Here is a 17,050-nt window from a genome sequence, read left to right on the forward strand (position 1 = left end):
TATGAATTTACATATTTGATTGGAAGAGAAAGCAGATAGCAGGAAGGATGGTCTAGCTCATCTGGCCGTTGATGTTTAATCCATTAAAATTTACCGGGCAGGAGAGAACTCTTGCCTTTCGGGGGCGGTATGTTGTTGGCAGGTGCTATTTTTGTCCTGACTATTGTGCTGGTTATCTGGCAACCCAGAGGGTTGGGAATTGGCTGGAGTGCGCTGCTCGGTGCGGGACTGGCGTTACTGACCGGTGTGGTTCACATGGGTGATATTGCTGTGGTGTGGCAGATTGTCTGGAATGCGACCGCGACTTTTATTGCCGTGATCATCATCAGTCTGCTGTTGGATGAATCCGGTTTCTTTGAATGGGCCGCACTGCATGTGGCCCGCTGGGGCAATGGCCGTGGCCGTTTACTGTTTACTTACATCATCTTATTAGGTGCAGCAGTGGCAGCACTGTTCGCTAATGATGGTGCCGCGCTGATCCTGACACCGATTGTGATTGCGATGCTGTTGGCGCTGGGCTTCAGCCGTGGTGCTACGTTGGCTTTTGTGATGGCAGCCGGATTCATTGCCGATACAGCCAGCTTGCCACTTATCGTCTCGAATTTGGTCAATATTGTCTCAGCTGATTTCTTTAATCTTGGATTCACTGAATACGCGGCAGTGATGGTGCCGGTTAACCTGGCCGCCATTGCGGCGACGCTGGTCATGCTGCATCTGTTTTTTCGCCAAGATATTCCTGCCGTTTACGACCTGTCGCTGTTGAAGGCACCAAAAGAGGCCATCCGCGATATCAACACCTTTAAAACCGGGTGGTTGGTGCTGGTGCTGCTGCTGTTGGGTTTCTTTGGCCTGGAGCCACTTGGTGTGCCCGTCAGTTTGGTCGCCGCCGTGGGGGCGCTGATATTGTTTGCCGTAGCGAAGAAAGGACATGCCATCAACACCGGCAAGGTGCTACGTGGTGCGCCATGGCAAATCGTTATATTCTCACTGGGTATGTACCTGGTAGTCTATGGCCTGCGGAATGCGGGACTGACTCATTACCTTTCCGCCTTGTTGAATCAACTGGGGGAGCAGGGATTATGGGTGGCTACGCTCGGTACCGGGTTCCTGACGGCGTTCCTGTCTTCCATCATGAATAATATGCCGACCGTGTTAGTGGGGGCGCTATCGATTGATGGCAGCTCTGCCACCGGCGTGATCAAGGAAGCGATGATTTATGCCAACGTTATCGGCAGTGATCTGGGGCCAAAAATCACCCCGATAGGTAGCCTGGCGACCTTATTGTGGCTGCATGTACTGTCACAAAAGAATATGACCATTACCTGGGGCTATTATTTCCGGGTGGGCATTGTCATGACGATCCCGGTGCTGTTGGTCACGCTGGCAGCATTGGCGCTGCGATTATCAATGATGCAATAACTATTATTTACCCTCCAGAAGGCAATGCCGGCTGGGGTTTCAATGAGAGATCACCCAAATGAGCAATGTGACTATTTATCATAATCCGGCCTGCGGCACATCGCGTAACACGCTGGAGTTAATTCGCAACAGTGGCACTGAGCCCACGGTTATTCGGTATCTGGAGACACCACCAAGTCGTGAGGTGTTGGTAAAATTGATCTCCGATATGGGGATCACGGTTCGGGCGTTATTACGTAAAAACGTCGAGCCTTATGAGCAATTAGGTCTGGCAGAAAACACCTTCAGCGATGACCAACTGGTTGATTTTATGCTGCAGCATCCCATCCTGATCAACCGCCCGATTGTTGTCACGCCACTGGGTACCCGGCTGTGTCGACCTTCTGAGGTGGTGTTGGAGATTTTGCCCGATGCGCAACGTGGTTCGTTCACCAAGGAAGATGGTGAACGGTTGGTAGATGAGCAGGGCAGACGTGTAGCTGAATAATCAGACATTCAGCGGGCATTCTCTATTGAATGACGCTGGGTTTCTCAGCAATCGCGTTAATTGCGTCTGAACTGTCAATTCGCTCGATTAAGTATGCCAATATAATCGAGCAAATTAGCCTGTTACTTCACATATTCAATAAGCTGTTTATCTTGGGATTCTGTGCAACAAACAGACCTTCTAAATAGCTTATATAGGATATTTCGATTGTTTTGCAATATCTAATATTGAGCGAAGTAATGTCCTGAATCCTGGTTTTTCTGTCCAATTTGGCGCTCCAGAACGCATGTATTCGATAGAGACAATATCGGTAACACTAACGTCGGAGAGCTGTTTTAATGAGTGGTAACCCATACTCTCTAACTTCGCGAGAATGAAATCACTCCCTCCGCTAATCCCGTGTAATCTCTTACGTAACTTAATACTTTCTTCTTTAGAAAACATGATTTTCTTTACGCTATAAGTAAACAATAAGGATCTTCAGATGAAGAAGTAAACGACAAAATATCACAGAAATTTAAATGATAATGTCACTACGATATTTAACATTTTAAATATAAATGAAAGTTAAACGGTTGGTATATTTATTAATTTGAGGATTTACCGCGCCCTATAGTACCGTTTAGAAAAGTGTTTATAGGTCACTGCTACCATGGTCTTCTACGGGCATATTATGCTTTAGGGCATATAGAGAGGGTCCAGCACCACCATAAAAAAACCATTAATCACTGACGCTAGTTAAATACAGTAAAAAAGTTAAATAAATTAAGCCATATAGTCACATTTTTAATAAATGAAATAATGTTTGCTCATTTGTGCCATATGACTCTTTACTATTACCATCCGAGTGAGTGGGGTCGAAAGCCTATCGATTAGAAAGAAAAGCATCGACGATTAACCTGCTCGATGCTTTAAACTCCGCCTGACTATCTGTTATTGCATCAATTATATAAGGTTGAAATGTTCAGCATTCGCTATTTAAACGGGCATTCTATATTCAATGACGCCGGGCTTCTCAGCAATCCAGTTATACAGTTTTTGAGCCGTCAAATTACTCTCCTGAGTATGCCAGTATAATCGAGCACATTGGCGCTCCTGTGCCTGTTGGTTTACATATTCAATGAGCTGTTTACCAACATGTTTACCTCGGGATTCTGGGGTAACAAACAGGTCTTCTAAGTAACAAAAATCATTGATAGCCCAAGTTGAACCGTGAAAAACATAGTGAACGAAGCCAAGAATTTTCGAACCTTCTCGCGCAACTGCACAATACAGTGGGATCTCTGCTGCAAAAAACCGTTTCCATGTTACTAGCGTTGTCTGTTCCGATAACTGAACGTTATAAAATTTCTGGTAGTCCAGCCAATAGGGCAGCCATTTAGCGTAATCATCTGCTTGTACTGGGCTCACTGAAATAGTATGGGTATTGTCAATCATATCAACCTCTTGTATTCATAAATAGAAATATAAGCCTTTAGAGATTGAATCATAGTTTTTATAGTGGTCTTACATAAGGTACACTTTCTTCATTTTTCATGGGTCCACTTTACAATGAAAAAGAACGATGCCAACTTCCCCAGTTTATTGCTTAAGAAAGGCGTAATTAAAGAGCAGTTTCATCATGCGCTAAAAGAATTGATCCTCAATGGGCAATTAAGGTCGGGAACTAAACTTCCTTCCAGCAGAACGCTTTCTGAAATGATGTCAATTTCCAGGAATTCGGTTATTTCGGGTTTCGAACGCTTGATTGATGAAGGCTATCTAATTACCAAGAAGGGCGCGGGTACTTATGTTTCATCCATTATTCCTGATGAAATGATTCATATACAAGCTACTCCCCAACACCAATGTGCTGATGATAAAAACATCGAACTCAATATTAATCCGCAAATGAAAGTAATGTCCTCAATTTGGGATAAATCCTCACCTTATACCGGACAAAATCGAATGTTTAGTATTGGAATAGGGTGTACAGATTTATTTCCCCATGAACTTTGGGGGCGGTTATTAGGGCGAGCGTGGCGGCAGTTTCGCCAACAGATTGGGCAATTAAATGAACCTTTAGGATTTCAGCCATTAAGGATGGCAATATCTGATTATGTTCGAACCACACGTGGTTTAAATTGTAATGAAGACCAAATACTCATTGTTAATGGGACTCAACAGGCGATGAATTTGGCGGCACAAGTTCTGTTGCAAAGGGGCGATGAAGTTTGGCTGGATGAGCCAGGATATGATGGTGCTTTAGGTGCATTTACTGCCATGGGTGCCAAAATTTGCCCTGTAATCAGTGATAAAGACGGTATGGATATTTCCTATGGCATCAGGGGCTGGCCAAATGCCAAAATGATTTTCACTTCTCCTTCACATCAATTTCCGCTGGGAGGAACATTGAGTTTATCGAGGAGGATGGCTTTACTTGACTGGGCGGCTGAAAATAAAACGTGGATTTTTGAGGATGACTATAATAGTGAATTCCGCTATACCGCTCCGCCGATACAAGCTCTTCAGGGGTTGGATAAACAACAACGAGTAATTTATGCCGGAACCTTTTCAAAAATGATGTTCCCCGAATTTCGCTTAGGTTTCCTGGTGATACCGAATAATCTCATTGAGTCATTTAAGCTCGCTAAATACTATGCAGATACGCGTACATCTTATTTAGAACAAGCTACACTGGCCACGTTTATTTCTGATGGTCATTACGCCCGCCACGTGAGACGGGTCAGAAAAGCCTGCTACGAACGTAAAAAAGTAATAATAGACGCCATACAACGATATCTGCCAAATAGTTTTAAGATTGAACCTGCTGATTCAGGTATTCATATTGTCTGCTGGTTATTAGACAATCTAAAAGAGCAAGATATTATCGATAAATGTCGTAAAATTGGGCTAGGGGCACAACCACTTTCTCGTTATTGCCAAACAAATTCGCCAGAACAGGCTATTTTATTAGGTTTTGCCGCTCATTCACCTGCGGAAATCGTAGCAGGGATACAGCGGCTGAGCCAAATAATTGCCTAAATAGTTTAGTTAACCACCCCAGCGGCTTCGAAGGTAACTGACTGCTTCTTGGGTCTGTGGTTGGTTGAGGTTATTCTCTCTAAACAGAATCGTTCCGGTGATTTGTGGTACTGACTCGTTCCAATCGAGCTGCTTTTTCAGCTCTGGCACGCCCCCATTATTCGACCATTCAGGCTCATTTTTTGAAGGTTCACCCACTTTGTACAGGGCAATACCAATATAGAGCCGTGTTTTTGTGGGTTTCACCACGCTAACCCACCATTTGGCTAGCACATCATAACGGGCTACTTGGCGTGAGAAGGGCCAATAAAGCTGCGGAGCAATGTAATCCAGTAATCCCAGTTGTACCCAGAGGCGGGTATCTGCATAAGCTTCATCATATGCCGCCGCTCCTCGCGTGTCGGAACCTGCTGGGTCGTGTGAACGGTTACGCCAGACACCAGAAGGGCTGACGCCGAATTCAACGTTGGGTTTCAATTGCTTGATAGTGCGTGAAACTTGTTGAATAAGTTGCAGAGTGTTGTGCCGTCTCCAGTCCGCTTTTGATTCAAATAATTGACCATACTTTTTGAATGTCTGGCTGTCGTTCAGGGCTGAATCTGCTGACTCGGCATAAAAATAATCATCAAATTGCACACCGTCAATAGGATAACGTGCAACGACTTCGGCCACGATACTGGTGATCCAGTCCCGTACCTCAGGGATACCTGGGTCGAGGACAAAACGCTCGTTTGCGGTGCGGACCCAGTCGCGATGTAGCACAAATACGCTGGCCGGATGTAGCGACAATGTACGGTTCAGTTCTGTAACAGTAGCCGGCTTGGTATTGACAGATACCCGATAGGGATTGAACCAAGCATGGACTTTCATGCCACGTTTGTGCGCCTCATCCAGCATAAACTGCAGGGGATCGTATCCAGGATCCTCACCAATATTGCCCGTCAGCATATCTGACCATGGCAAAATTTTTGATGCCCACAGTGCAGTTCCATCAGGCTTAATCTGGAAGAACACGGTGTTGATACCGAGAGTTTTTAGCTTATCTAACTTATCGGTCAGTGCTTGCTGCTGCTGGCTGATGCGGATAGCAGAGCTGCTGGCATTGACTGACGCTACCGGTGGCCAGTCGAGGCGGGAAACAGTCGCCAGCCAGACACCGCGCACCGGCTCCTGACTCTGCTGAACTTTAGCCACCGAAGGTAGCGGGGTGACGAGCGACCTCGGCGGTTCGGAGGAGCAACTGGCAAGTAAAAGAGTACAAGCGAGAAGTGCACCCCGCGGTGTAACTTTAGTTACAGAGTGAAAGCGATGAGAACAGGCGATAATACTCTCCAGTTTTTGATAATTGCCTGGCAAAGAAACCGACTATCCTCTGCTAAAGTGCAAGCAGCGGCTATGGTCATCAGTGGCAAAAATAGACAATACGGACATTTTTGTCCTCTGTTTGTTTAAGTTTTCAATTGTTTTATTTAATTCTTCTATTGATAACTTCTTCTTTATCTTACTGTTAATGGTGTTAAAAGGCATAAACCGGAGCTAAACAGGCCAGTTGAGCCTTAACTAACGCTAACAGGGATTGTACTTAATATCTGAGTCAGTATTCAATGGTGCCTTATTTATTATTCCTTCGAGCAGAATTATATTCAAATCATCCGATTCTTGTATCCAAATACATGAAATTTGATTTTACTCATTGCTGTGGATACTCGCACATCGTTCCCATAGTCACACAGACCTGCGCGGATCTTCAGCTAACGAATAGAGGAATTATTTTATATGACGGAAAATATATTTACTAACTTCCCAGACGCGGCGAGACAGGCGGCATCAGAAACTTTTGAAGAGTTGATATCTCAACCAAATGTCCGTATTGAACGCATAATATCAACCGGGCAATCGAGTCCGCCAGATTTCTGGTATTGTCAGCCACAAAGTGAGTGGGTGATGGTTGTACAGGGATCCGCATGTTTGCATTTTGCAGATGAATCGAGCGTTCGTGAACTACACGCCGGGGATTTTGTTAATATTCCAGCCCAGTGCCGGCATCGGGTTGCATGGACCGATCCGAATGGACCGACTATCTGGTTAGCGGTGCATTATGGCGAGTTAGTTAATAAATAATAACCTTGGGATAATGACATAAATAATGTTAGGTTCGCAAACCATTAAAGATGGTGATGAGGCAGTAAAGAATTATTTCCTGAAACTGATAATGTCGACAGAGGTTGGGGAGTGAATACATGAGAAATCACTCCTGACAACATAACGAACATTCATCAAAATCTGCAATGAACAATGAAGATCATAACAAAATAGAGAGGGGCATCATCAAAGGTAACTGACGGATTTGTGATGGTGGCACAGATAACCATGAAGTTATGGGTTGCTCCAATCAATTTAACATAATATACATTATGCGCACCAAGGTTGTAAGTCCCATTTGATAATGTCACTTTTTAGCTAGTTTATAATGTCACCCAGATACGGCGCATTTTCCACCTTTCTGGGAGATCTCTTCTGATGCTGGTAACCATGTCCAATAAAGAACTTCACCGCTTGCCGGTGATCCAGGCCGTTGTTGAAAAGCGCCTGCGTCGCCGTGATGCCGCCTCTCAGTTGGATCTCACAGAACGTCAGGTACAACGTCTGATGAACCGCTTCAGGGAATCCGGTGCTGCCGGGCTGACGAACAGCCGTCGCGGTTTGCCCGGAACTCATCGCATTGATATTGCACTGCGCCATCGGATACTGACGCTGCTACGTGAAAATTACGTCGGTTTCGGGCCCACACTTGCCGCAGAAAAGCTTCAGGAGCGCCATGGGATTTCCGTTTCTGTCGAGACGTTGCGCTGCTGGATGACTGCCGACGGTCTCTGGGTGCCGCATGCCCATCGGCGACCGCGAGTTTATCAGCCCCGTTATCGACGCGACTGTTTGGGTGAACTCATTCAAATCGACGGTTCACACCACGACTGGTTTGAAGGACGTGCCTCCAAGTGCTGCCTGTTGGTTTACATCGATGATGCCACCGGTCGCCTGATGCATCTGCGATTTTGTCAGAGCGAATCAGCCTTCGACTACATGCTGGCAACGCGCGAGTACGTGGATAAACACGGCAAGCCGGTGGCGTTTTATAGCGACAAGCATGCTGTGTTCAGAGTCAGCCAGGCTGAGACTCGTCGGACCGGCATGACTCAGTTCGGACGTGCGTTGCATGATCTCAATATTGAACTGATATGTGCTAACAGCAGCCAGGCTAAGGGGCGCGTCGAGCGTGCCAACCTGACGCTGCAGGATCGGCTGATTAAGGAGATGCGGCTGGAAAACATCAGTGGCATTGACGCGGCCAATGCGTGGCTGGACGTTTTTATTCGCGACTTTAATCGTCGATTCGCCAGACCCGCAACCTACCCGAAAGACCTCCATCGACCTGTCAGCGAGAACCGCTCAGAGCTGGATGATATTTTTGCCTGGCAGACGCTGCGTACGCTCTCAAAATCGTTGACCTTTCAATATGATAAGATGCTTTATCTTGTTGAACCCTCGGGGGAAAATGCGCATATTGCGGGTGAGAAAATCCTGGCTTTTGACTATCCGGACGGCACGCTGGCGTTCCGCTATGGCAACAGAACGCTGAAGTATCAGGTATTCGACAAGCTGGCCTGTATCGATCAGGGCCGCATTGTGGACAACAAGCGACTGGGGGCAGTTCTGAAATTAGCGCAGGAAAAGCAGGACGAACTCGAGACAGCGGGGAAAAGAAATCGCAGCCAACATATGCCTAAAAGGCGTGCTCAGGTTCAGGAACAACTGAGGGCAATGAACCCGGTACTTGCCGACCCGCCCCTGTTCAAACCCAGTCTGAAAAGATGACCTGACTGCCCTTTTCTCTTCAGAATTTGGATAAAAAGTGACATTCAAAAATGGGAAATCAGGGTGACATTTTAAACTGGGATAGACAAAGGTGGTGTTAGGTAGAATCTGAGGGTTTAGGCTTTATCATGGTATGTGGTTGTTGATTATTTAAATCTCTTCGTTGGTACGCCAGCTCAGGGGAAACTTGCCTGCTCAGGTTGTATCAATCCAGTGTACTTGCCAAGCTCCTGGCAGGTGTTCCGTACTCACGAACATCTTGTACCATTGCGCTGGCGTAGTTCACGCTTCATATTTTACGGTCCGTCATTAATTACTCAACTATCCTTGGCTGGGCCTTTTGAGTTATCTACGTTCTACTAAAAACAGCACTGGAATCGTCTTCCAGTGCTGTGGTTGGATCATTGTTCAAATACGATATTAAGGCACTTCACTTTGCTAACGCGACTTCCAATGCGGAAATATCATCAGAGCTGAGTATGGGAATTAACCGGGCTACTTCGTCTTCAGATTTGTCGTAAATACTTAAATTTAGAATGCGTGTTACGACATCTTGTGTAAAACGAAATTTAATAACGCGTGCCGGATTGCCACCAACAATAGCGTATGGCGGAATGTCTTTTGTAACAACACTCCCAGCCGCGATAACGGCACCCTCACCGACCGTAATTCCAGGCATAATCATGCAACGCATACCGAGCCAACAGCCATCGTTCAGCACTGTGTCCCCCCGGTGCTGATATGAGTTTTTTATCATGCTCATAAATGGATAAAGGCTAATAAAATCAGTACAATGATTGTTATTACCTCCCATCAAGATAACTGTTTCAGCCGCAATACAGACATAATCTCCGATGATAAGCCTGTCTGTATGCCCAAGCGGCTCCCATTCCTGACTGATGGTATCCCCATGCAGGTATCGAACGACAGATCTTTCAAATCCCTGATCCCAGCTATCGCTGTAGTAGCTATGTTGGCCTTTGATTTCAATATTTGGATTTTTAACAGTGAGATGGAGATATTCCACTCTTGACCAATGTTTCTCTTTCATGACTTTTCCCTTTCAAAAAGAAAGCCACGGAACATTTTAATTTCGTGGCAGTGACTACACGCTCAAATAATCACTGCATTCAGTTATTCGGGGATGGAGCAACAGCGGACAGAGGTAAAAATTCATATTCATCACGATCACCTTTTTATCTATTTTAAGCAAATTATCTTATATGTTCAATCGGGCGATGATCCTCGCCCGAATGTGCAAAAATCCTAAAAGCAGCTGATCCACTGGATAAAACCCGCAATGAGAACAATACTTACCTTTCCACTAGAATAAGGCTTCACATAACCGTAAATATTATTGATGAGAGGATACTATGAAATTATTTAAAGCAATGACAACATTAGTTCTTTTAGGGGCATTCTCTTCCGGTGCCATCGCCGCCGAATTGTTAACTAAAGATGAACTGAGTAAAAGCCCAGGTCAATACGAAAAAATCGGCAATATTGTTACTGCTGGCGAGTTAGCGCCAAGTGATGCTAAGGAAGAATTGTCTAAAAAGGCTGATGAGCTTGGTGGGGATTACTTTGTTGTAACATCAGCAAATACCAACACAAAAATTCATGCTACTGCTGATGTTTATAAGAAAAAATAACCATGATAGTTTGCTCGGTAATATCAGAATGGGCTGTGAAGTGACAGCCCATTTTATTAGATGGCAAATCTCCCTGATTGCCTGTTTTTTTGTTACACCGTCACCAATAACCCCCCTTTTTAATCCTATCTAGATCCGGTATGCTCGAAATATGTCAGAAAATCTTGTGGATCTGAAACGTGATTCCAGTAGCCAACTTAAATTATCTATTCCAATATAAATCAGTAAATTACCACAACTCCCACTGGTGCGAATGATGAGCCAATCGATAGTGCGCAATTCCGCTCTGCCATTATTGGTTGCTGGCGCTTTCTTTATGGAAAATCTCGATGGGACAGTTATTGTCACCGCCATGCCGCAGATGGCGACGGCATTTGCAGTACATCCCATTGATATGAATATTGGTATTTCTGCTTACATTCTGACACTGACGGTTTTTATTCCTGCCAGTGGTTGGATTGCCAATCGCTGTGGCGCTCGTAATATCTTTGCTGCCGCAATGATTATTTTCACATTAGCATCAGTGCTGTGTGCATTAAGCACTGATTTGATGACATTTACTGCCGCAAGAATTTTGCAGGGTTTTGGCGGTGCGATGATGGTCCCGGTCGGTAGGCTCATTGTATTACGTAATACGGCCAAACCTGATCTGATCAAAGCCATCGCCACCATTACCTGGCCCGGATTGGTAGCCCCGATACTCGGACCTCCTGTGGGGGGCTTTATTACTACCTATGCTTCTTGGCACTGGATATTTATATTAAATGTTCCATTGGGGATCATTGGGTTATGGCTTGCATGGCGGTTAATACCGCAGGAGTCGCCACAGAAAGAAACGCCTTTTGATACCCTTGGTTTTCTGTTAACCGGCGCTGCTTGTTTTAGCCTGATGTTTGGTCTGGAATTATTTAATCATCAAAACTTGTCACGTTTAATCCCACTATTCTGTATTGCAGGCAGCCTGATACTAGGTTCACTGGCGGTGTATCATGCAAAACATCAGGCATTCCCATTGGTTGATTTGTGGGCTTTGCAAATAAAAAGTTACAGCGTCACTATCTGGGGTGGCGGTTTATTCCGAATGGCTATTGGTGCTGTTCCCTTCTTGCTGCCGTTGCTATTTCAGATAGGTTTTGGCCTGAGCGCTTTTAATGCCGGTTTGTTAGTGTTGGCGGTGTTTGCTGGTAACCTGGTAATGAAACCTTTTACCTCTGCTATCCTCTATCGCTTTCATTTCCGCCCTACACTATTGGTTAATGGTTTACTCAATGCCGCGACTATCTTTGCCTGTGCGTTTATCACGCCAGAAACACCAACAACGCTGATTATTGTGTTGTTATTTATCAGCGGATTGACGCGTTCAATGCAGTTTACTGCTTTCAATACGCTGGCTTTTTCTGAAGTGCCTGGTCCGAAAATGGCCGGTGCCAATACGCTATCTAATATGGCGCAACAGATGGCAATTGGCCTCGGCATCGCCATCGGAGCCTTAGCGCTGCGGATAGCTGAGTGGTTTCACCCCCATCGCGCAGGTGTGATCCCATTGGAGAATTTCCAGATAGCATTTGTGGTTATCGCGCTGGTCGCATTACTATCGTTAGTAGATACATTAACCCTTAGCGGTGATGCGGGCGATGAAGTACGTAAGAAACCATCACGACGCTAAAATGTGTAGTGGACTATGCCGGAATAGCTTCCTTCTGTAGTTAAGAGTATGTTAATCATATCAATTATATTTTTAACAACTAAAAATAAGGAATGTGTATGATCGTTTTCGTCACTGGTGCAACCTCAGGGTTTGGTGAGGCAATCGCTCGAAAGTTTATTAGCCACGGTCATCAGGTTATCGCGACAGGTCGTCGTCAGGAGCGTTTGGAAGAATTGAAGGACGAATTGGGTGAGCAGTTACATATCGTACTATAAGGGCTTCCCCGGCATGTCAACACCGGTTTTTTCGGTTCCTGTCTGCTCGTCATTAAAATTAAAGGGGAGAGACTGCGGTACTATAAACGGTCATGAGGAATCGTAATCGATTCGGACCCTGATGAAAGACGCTCGTGAGATTCTTGTTCGTTTAACGGATACGTATATCCTGTACAATAGTCAGATATATCTCACGGGGTCTAACCCTTTATCATCAACGAGTTGCAGTTAAGATGGTTAATCAGTTTCGTGCTTTAGCTCACTGAGTACAACCTGAAATCATCACCATAATGTAGTGATGCCCAGCACAGTCTTGCATTTTTAGCCGCTATGGCCACAACGGCACGCCAGTATCCTCTGCGCTCAACTAGCGAGCAAACCCAACGACTGAATGAGTCTGTCTTTTTCTCGGCGCCAATCAGAACTGAACGAGCGCCCTGGACCAACAGCGTTCGTAGATACGAATCGCCCGCCTTCGTTATCCTGCCAAGCTTTGATTTTCCGCCGCTACTATATTGCGATGGCGTTAGTCCCAGCCAAGCTGCCAGTTGTCGTCCATTTTTAAAATCGTGTGCATTACCGATACTGGCGACCAGAGCACAGGCTGTTGTGGGGCCAATCCCTTTCAGTTCCATCAGTCGTTGGCTGCGGTGATCCGCTTTTGCCATGCGGGACAGGATCCGGTCATATTCAGTAACGTTATTTTCAATGCGATCAATGTGTTTCAGCAGGTCATCAACACATTGCTGAACCTGAAGCGGCAAAGATTTCTTCTGTTCAGATACCATGTGGCGCAGGGCATCTGTACTTTGTGGAGCGATGACGCCGAATTCAGAGATCAACCCTCGCAGGCGATTATATGTTGCTGTTTTCTCTTCGATAAAACCTTGCCGGGTACGATGTAAACACTGCATGGCCTGCTGGCTTTCGTCTTTCACTGGTACGAACCGCATATGCGGACGACGAACAGCTTCACAGATAGCCTGAGCATCAGCAGCATCATTTTTCCCTGATTTACCTGCCATACGGTAAGGCGATACAAATTTAGCTGCCATCAGGCGCGGTTCATGACCATACTGCCGAAACAACCTTGCCCAGTAGTGAGCCCCAGAGCATGCCTCCATCCCGATAACACAGGGAGGTAAACTGGCAATCAGCTCAGGAAGCGCAGCACGCGGTACTTTGGGTTTAACCAGAACAGTTTTACCGTGTTGGTCAACGCAGTGAACAGCAAACACATTTTTAGCAAGATCGATACCGACAGTAGTGATGGTCATAACGAATCCCTCCGGGGCTATGTTTACCCCATGATTGCATAAGAGTTAATCAGGCGCATATCCAGGGGAAGTCCCTTCCATTCGTTTAGATGTACGGAATCGTGCGGCTATTCAGCAAGTTATCGATGAGCTACCTACCGAACTAAAAGATATCGATCTGTTAGTTAACAATGCCGGTTTGGCATTGGGGTTGGAACCTGCACATAAAGCTAATGTTGAAGACTGGGATACGATGATTGACACCAACACCAAAGGTTTGGTGAATATGACTCGTGCATTATTGCCCGCAATGGTGGCACGTAATGTTGGTCACGTGATTAACATCGGCTCTACTGCCGCCAACTGGCCGTATGCCGGTGGTAATGTTTACGGAGCCACGAAAGCGTTTGTGAAACAATTTAGTCTGGGTCTGCGTGCTGACTTGCACGGTACACATATTCGTGTGACGGATATTGAGCCTGGTATGGTCGGTGGCACTGAATTCTCAGCAGTTCGCTTTAAAGGCGATGGCGATAAAGTCAATAAAACCTACGATGGCGCTAATCCACTGATACCTGAGGATATCGCTGAAGCCGTCTATTGGGTTGCTACGCTGCCAGCACGGGTCAATATTAACTCACTGGAGATGATGCCGGTCAGTCAATCTTTTGCTGGGTTGAGTATTCATCGCGAAGGTTAATATCAGGCGTTATTGGGTAAAATTGGGCTGGGGCTATCACCGCCCCACCCTTAATTTATCCGCCAGTCCGCAACAATTATCAGCATGCTTGGCGTTGGGTGTTTTTAATATAAAATTAACTCTGATTTTGAACATTGGGTCTTACAAACTTAGGGGGGATATATAAATCAAAACCTAAGTTCCCACAATACTCTCTAAACATATTTATAGAACCAACACCGCATTTTTCGTACATTATACCTAATCTATTTTCTATTGTTCTGTTTGATAAAGAAAGCCTTTTCGCTACCATCTTAGTAGTCATAGGTTGTAATATGAAAAAGATTATCTCAAGTTCTTTTTCACTAAACAGATCTGTTGGCGGGGTAAGTGTTAATACTGAAGGTGTACGGCGGTCTATATATTGAGAAAGAGAAATAAAATTTAATTTGCTGGCATTTGTTAATGTTCCTATACATTCACCGATTTTATTGTAAATAGGAAACCTGGGTAAATAGTAGGGTTCTAGTATTCTATCTCGGCCATAAAAATTGGTTGAAATAATAGCCACACGTTTTCCACTTTTTTCCGCTTTTCTATCATTCGCTTGATATTGTTCAGCAAACTCCGCCCAATCAGCCGGACATTCGTTATCTAACCGTCCCTCGATATCAAAACCAGCAGGTAAATTTAAAAAATCCAGACCGGCTTGATTTACGTACACGTAACGCGATTGGCAATCTCTCACAACCCACGGTTCATGGCTGTGTTCCATAATGGAAATCAGCGGCAGTGAATTTAAGGATTTTACGACTAAATTTTTTGAATCCGATGGCTTATTTTTTTCATCCATGATCAGTTCAGCCTCTCAAGTTATTTTTAATAAAAAAGAATGTGACCATTGAGTGCAACCCTATAAAGTATACTCAACAGAATCCGCGATATCAAGATGGTCTCGAAGGCACTTTAGTTATCTACTATTTATTAATCTTAAGTGAATTAATCCTGCCCTAATGTTATTTAGGAAAATAATTATAAATAAACCCATTATAATAAATTTAAATATTCATTGCCGCATGAAGCTTGATGGATGCTATCATATTGAAGTGATGGTTTTAACGAAATCACTGTAATAAAAATTTTTCCGTTTAGGCATTTTATCCATATGCATACCAAAAGACAAATCAACTAAAAATATAGTCGAAAATTTATTATATATAATCTCAATGGCTGCTTGTCAGTTTTAATTAATATCATCATAATCACATTTAGTACAATAAAGAAAACGAGGGGGCTATCACCGCCCCACCCTTAATTTACTCGCCAGCCCGCAACAATAATCAGCATCCCAATCAGAGCGACCCCTGCGCCGACCCAATCGAACAGTGAAAGTTTCACGCCATCCACTACCCGTAACCAAATTAGCGCTGTCGCGACATAAACCCCACCGTATGCCGCATAAACACGCCCACTGGCAGCGGGATGCAGTGTCAATAACCAGACAAACATTGCCAGACTGGCCGCCGCGGGCAGTAATAACCAGAGAGGGCCTCCTTTACGTAACCACAAATAGGGCAAGAAACAGCCAATTATCTCAGCCAGTGCGGTAACAAAAAACAGTAACGACGTCTTTAACATGTTCTGATCTCTTGATATTGCCAGCAACATCTTACCTCTGAGGCAAATGTTTAAAATTAACATTAGGTTACTCTACATATTCCCGACAAACCTGTCGCTGACTGGTTTATATACCGAAAGCAATGATATAATTTTTTATCCGCTGATAGCGTGCCAGTAAACCACATGATGATTTAACATCACCGACTAATAAAGGACTTAAGACGATGAAAATAACTAGCCTGCCACGCCTGACGCGTGCGTTTCTACCGCTAGCTTTGGTTATGCTTGCCTGGCAAACACCGGCCCTGGCACAGGCGACCAATTGCACCCAAGGCAGCACTTGTGTTTCTGTTGGTGGTAGTAATGATTCGATGTCCAAAGAACAGGCTCGCCAAAGCCAACAGCAATGGGATGATACTCATCGCCTGCGCAATAAAGTTAATACCCGGGTTGAAAAGAACTTTGATAAGTTTGATCGGGCTGAAGATGCGAAAGACAACTGCGACCGCAGTGAAAATTTGAACGCCTATTGGGAGCCTAACACGCAGCGCTGTCTGGATCGGCTATCAGGTCGCCAGATTAATCCGTAATGGGTGGCTATGGCTCAGATTTACTTGAGGTTATGAGAATCTGGACTATCCTTTAGGCACGGTTTAAGAATCAATATGTTAGGCAAGCTATTCATCCACATAAGGATTTTATGATGAAAAAAACGCTTATTATCAGTACATTGTTGTTATCGCTGGCCCCTTTGGCTGCTCTGGCATCTTGTGAAAGTGTGAAAGCAGATATCACGCAGAAGATTATCAATAATGGGGTGCCTGAGTCCGGCTTTAAACTGGATATCGTTCCTAATGATCAAGTTCAGCAAGCTGGCGGTCAGGTGGTTGGACATTGCGAAAATGATAGCCAGAAAATTGTTTATACCCGCATAACCGACAGCGAGTAATTTCGCCGTCACCGGTCTGGGTGTGCCTTTCGGTGCACCCTTTTGTTTTATCAATAATTTATTTCTGCATTTCTCAATTTTTACTGGTCATTCATTTGATGGCAAGTAACAATCGATGACAAGTAACACACTCTCCGTCAACTTACCTATCAATCACCAAAGTATGGG

The 17,050-nt window shown here is 44.8% G+C and carries 16 protein-coding genes and 2 pseudogenes; 11 read left to right on the forward strand and 7 right to left on the reverse strand.

What is annotated here, in order from left to right; genetic code table 11:
* The first annotated feature begins 129 nt into the window (after window positions 1-129).
* Entirely contained in the window at window positions 130-1,419 is a 1,290-nt protein-coding gene (locus A6J66_005500) for an arsenic transporter (protein ID PNM23700.1), read from the forward strand.
* 58 nt (window positions 1,420-1,477) lie between these two features.
* A complete protein-coding gene (gene arsC, locus A6J66_005505) occupies window positions 1,478-1,906 on the forward strand; it encodes an arsenate reductase (glutaredoxin) (GenBank protein ID PNM23701.1) in 429 nt (142 codons plus the stop codon).
* Between the two features lie 189 nt (window positions 1,907-2,095).
* On the opposite strand, the gene A6J66_005510 is transcribed toward arsC, so the two are convergent.
* Window positions 2,096-2,350, reverse strand: coding sequence for a hypothetical protein (locus tag A6J66_005510; protein PNM23702.1), 255 nt, complete (start codon window positions 2,348-2,350; stop codon window positions 2,096-2,098).
* Between the two features lie 534 nt (window positions 2,351-2,884).
* The gene (locus A6J66_005515) at window positions 2,885-3,343 is read right to left on the reverse strand and encodes an N-acetyltransferase (protein ID PNM23703.1); all 459 of its coding nucleotides are present in this window, start codon (window positions 3,341-3,343) and stop codon (window positions 2,885-2,887) included.
* A 114-nt stretch (window positions 3,344-3,457) separates the two neighbouring features.
* Between A6J66_005515 and A6J66_005520 the strand changes: the two genes are divergently transcribed.
* Entirely contained in the window at window positions 3,458-4,930 is a 1,473-nt protein-coding gene (locus A6J66_005520; GenBank protein PNM23704.1) for a PLP-dependent aminotransferase family protein, read from the forward strand.
* Between the two features lie 9 nt (window positions 4,931-4,939).
* Here the strand turns inward: A6J66_005520 and A6J66_005525 are convergent, their stop codons facing one another.
* Window positions 4,940-6,286 carry a glycoside hydrolase family 10 protein gene (locus A6J66_005525; protein ID PNM23705.1) on the reverse strand — a complete coding sequence of 449 codons (1,347 nt, stop codon included), beginning with the start codon at window positions 6,284-6,286 and terminating at the stop codon, window positions 4,940-4,942.
* 420 nt (window positions 6,287-6,706) lie between these two features.
* On the opposite strand from A6J66_005525, the gene A6J66_005530 reads away from it, so the two are divergent.
* Window positions 6,707-7,051 (forward strand): cupin domain-containing protein, encoded by a 345-nt coding sequence (locus A6J66_005530; protein ID PNM23706.1) that lies wholly within the window; start codon window positions 6,707-6,709, stop codon window positions 7,049-7,051.
* A 411-nt stretch (window positions 7,052-7,462) separates the two neighbouring features.
* Window positions 7,463-8,803: an ISNCY family transposase gene (locus tag A6J66_005535; GenBank protein ID PNM26905.1), complete on the forward strand. Its 1,341-nt coding sequence runs from the start codon at window positions 7,463-7,465 to the stop codon at window positions 8,801-8,803.
* Window positions 8,804-9,233: 430 nt separating this feature from the next.
* Here A6J66_005535 and A6J66_005540 read toward each other — a convergent pair whose 3' ends face one another.
* Window positions 9,234-9,854, reverse strand: coding sequence for an antibiotic acetyltransferase (locus A6J66_005540; GenBank protein PNM23707.1), 621 nt, complete (start codon window positions 9,852-9,854; stop codon window positions 9,234-9,236).
* Window positions 9,855-10,176: 322 nt separating this feature from the next.
* Between A6J66_005540 and A6J66_005545 the strand changes: the two genes are divergently transcribed.
* The 3 genes and pseudogenes from A6J66_005545 to A6J66_005555 all read left to right on the forward strand — a co-directional run bounded on the left by A6J66_005545 (window position 10,177) and on the right by A6J66_005555 (window position 12,372).
* Entirely contained in the window at window positions 10,177-10,455 is a 279-nt protein-coding gene (locus A6J66_005545) for a DUF1471 domain-containing protein (GenBank protein ID PNM23708.1), read from the forward strand.
* A gap of 256 nt (window positions 10,456-10,711) precedes the next feature.
* Window positions 10,712-12,121: an MFS transporter gene (locus tag A6J66_005550; protein PNM23709.1), complete on the forward strand. Its 1,410-nt coding sequence runs from the start codon at window positions 10,712-10,714 to the stop codon at window positions 12,119-12,121.
* A 92-nt stretch (window positions 12,122-12,213) separates the two neighbouring features.
* Window positions 12,214-12,372 (forward strand): annotated as a pseudogene (locus A6J66_005555) (NADP-dependent 3-hydroxy acid dehydrogenase).
* 260 nt (window positions 12,373-12,632) lie between these two features.
* On the opposite strand, the gene A6J66_005560 reads toward A6J66_005555, so the two are convergent.
* The gene (locus A6J66_005560; GenBank protein ID PNM23710.1) at window positions 12,633-13,655 is read right to left on the reverse strand and encodes an IS110 family transposase; all 1,023 of its coding nucleotides are present in this window, start codon (window positions 13,653-13,655) and stop codon (window positions 12,633-12,635) included.
* Between the two features lie 79 nt (window positions 13,656-13,734).
* On the opposite strand from A6J66_005560, the pseudogene A6J66_005565 reads away from it, so the two are divergent.
* A pseudogene (locus A6J66_005565) lies at window positions 13,735-14,334 on the forward strand (NADP-dependent 3-hydroxy acid dehydrogenase).
* Between the two features lie 115 nt (window positions 14,335-14,449).
* On the opposite strand, the gene A6J66_005570 reads toward A6J66_005565, so the two are convergent.
* Window positions 14,450-15,166, reverse strand: coding sequence for a LuxR family transcriptional regulator (locus A6J66_005570; protein ID PNM23711.1), 717 nt, complete (start codon window positions 15,164-15,166; stop codon window positions 14,450-14,452).
* Between the two features lie 458 nt (window positions 15,167-15,624).
* Window positions 15,625-15,951 (reverse strand): YnfA family protein, encoded by a 327-nt coding sequence (locus A6J66_005575; GenBank protein ID PNM23712.1) that lies wholly within the window; start codon window positions 15,949-15,951, stop codon window positions 15,625-15,627.
* Window positions 15,952-16,157: 206 nt separating this feature from the next.
* On the opposite strand from A6J66_005575, the gene A6J66_005580 reads away from it, so the two are divergent.
* A complete protein-coding gene (locus tag A6J66_005580) occupies window positions 16,158-16,523 on the forward strand; it encodes a hypothetical protein (GenBank protein ID PNM23713.1) in 366 nt (121 codons plus the stop codon).
* A gap of 113 nt (window positions 16,524-16,636) precedes the next feature.
* A complete protein-coding gene (locus A6J66_005585) occupies window positions 16,637-16,882 on the forward strand; it encodes a DUF1161 domain-containing protein (protein PNM23714.1) in 246 nt (81 codons plus the stop codon).
* The last annotated feature ends 168 nt before the right edge of the window (window positions 16,883-17,050 follow it).

Source organism: Yersinia enterocolitica, from assembly GCA_002082245.2.
Classification (GTDB): domain Bacteria; phylum Pseudomonadota; class Gammaproteobacteria; order Enterobacterales; family Enterobacteriaceae; genus Yersinia; species Yersinia enterocolitica_E.

Bases quoted from the DNA above. Each gene is read 5' to 3' on its own strand.
- A6J66_005530 (PNM23706.1), top strand. From the start codon at position 6,707: ATGACGGAAAATATATTTACTAACTTCCCAGACGCGGCGAGACAGGCG.
- A6J66_005510 (PNM23702.1), bottom strand. From the start codon at position 2,350: ATGTTTTCTAAAGAAGAAAGTATTAAGTTACGTAAGAGATTACACGGG.
- A6J66_005570 (PNM23711.1), bottom strand. From the start codon at position 15,166: ATGGATGAAAAAAATAAGCCATCGGATTCAAAAAATTTAGTCGTAAAA.
- A6J66_005535 (PNM26905.1), top strand. From the start codon at position 7,463: ATGTCCAATAAAGAACTTCACCGCTTGCCGGTGATCCAGGCCGTTGTT.
- A6J66_005520 (PNM23704.1), top strand. From the start codon at position 3,458: ATGAAAAAGAACGATGCCAACTTCCCCAGTTTATTGCTTAAGAAAGGC.
- A6J66_005560 (PNM23710.1), bottom strand. From the start codon at position 13,655: ATGACCATCACTACTGTCGGTATCGATCTTGCTAAAAATGTGTTTGCT.
- A6J66_005575 (PNM23712.1), bottom strand. From the start codon at position 15,951: ATGTTAAAGACGTCGTTACTGTTTTTTGTTACCGCACTGGCTGAGATA.
- A6J66_005540 (PNM23707.1), bottom strand. From the start codon at position 9,854: ATGAAAGAGAAACATTGGTCAAGAGTGGAATATCTCCATCTCACTGTT.
- A6J66_005515 (PNM23703.1), bottom strand. From the start codon at position 3,343: ATGATTGACAATACCCATACTATTTCAGTGAGCCCAGTACAAGCAGAT.
- A6J66_005585 (PNM23714.1), top strand. From the start codon at position 16,637: ATGAAAAAAACGCTTATTATCAGTACATTGTTGTTATCGCTGGCCCCT.
- A6J66_005580 (PNM23713.1), top strand. From the start codon at position 16,158: ATGAAAATAACTAGCCTGCCACGCCTGACGCGTGCGTTTCTACCGCTA.
- A6J66_005500 (PNM23700.1), top strand. From the start codon at position 130: ATGTTGTTGGCAGGTGCTATTTTTGTCCTGACTATTGTGCTGGTTATC.
- arsC (PNM23701.1), top strand. From the start codon at position 1,478: ATGAGCAATGTGACTATTTATCATAATCCGGCCTGCGGCACATCGCGT.
- A6J66_005545 (PNM23708.1), top strand. From the start codon at position 10,177: ATGAAATTATTTAAAGCAATGACAACATTAGTTCTTTTAGGGGCATTC.
- A6J66_005550 (PNM23709.1), top strand. From the start codon at position 10,712: ATGAGCCAATCGATAGTGCGCAATTCCGCTCTGCCATTATTGGTTGCT.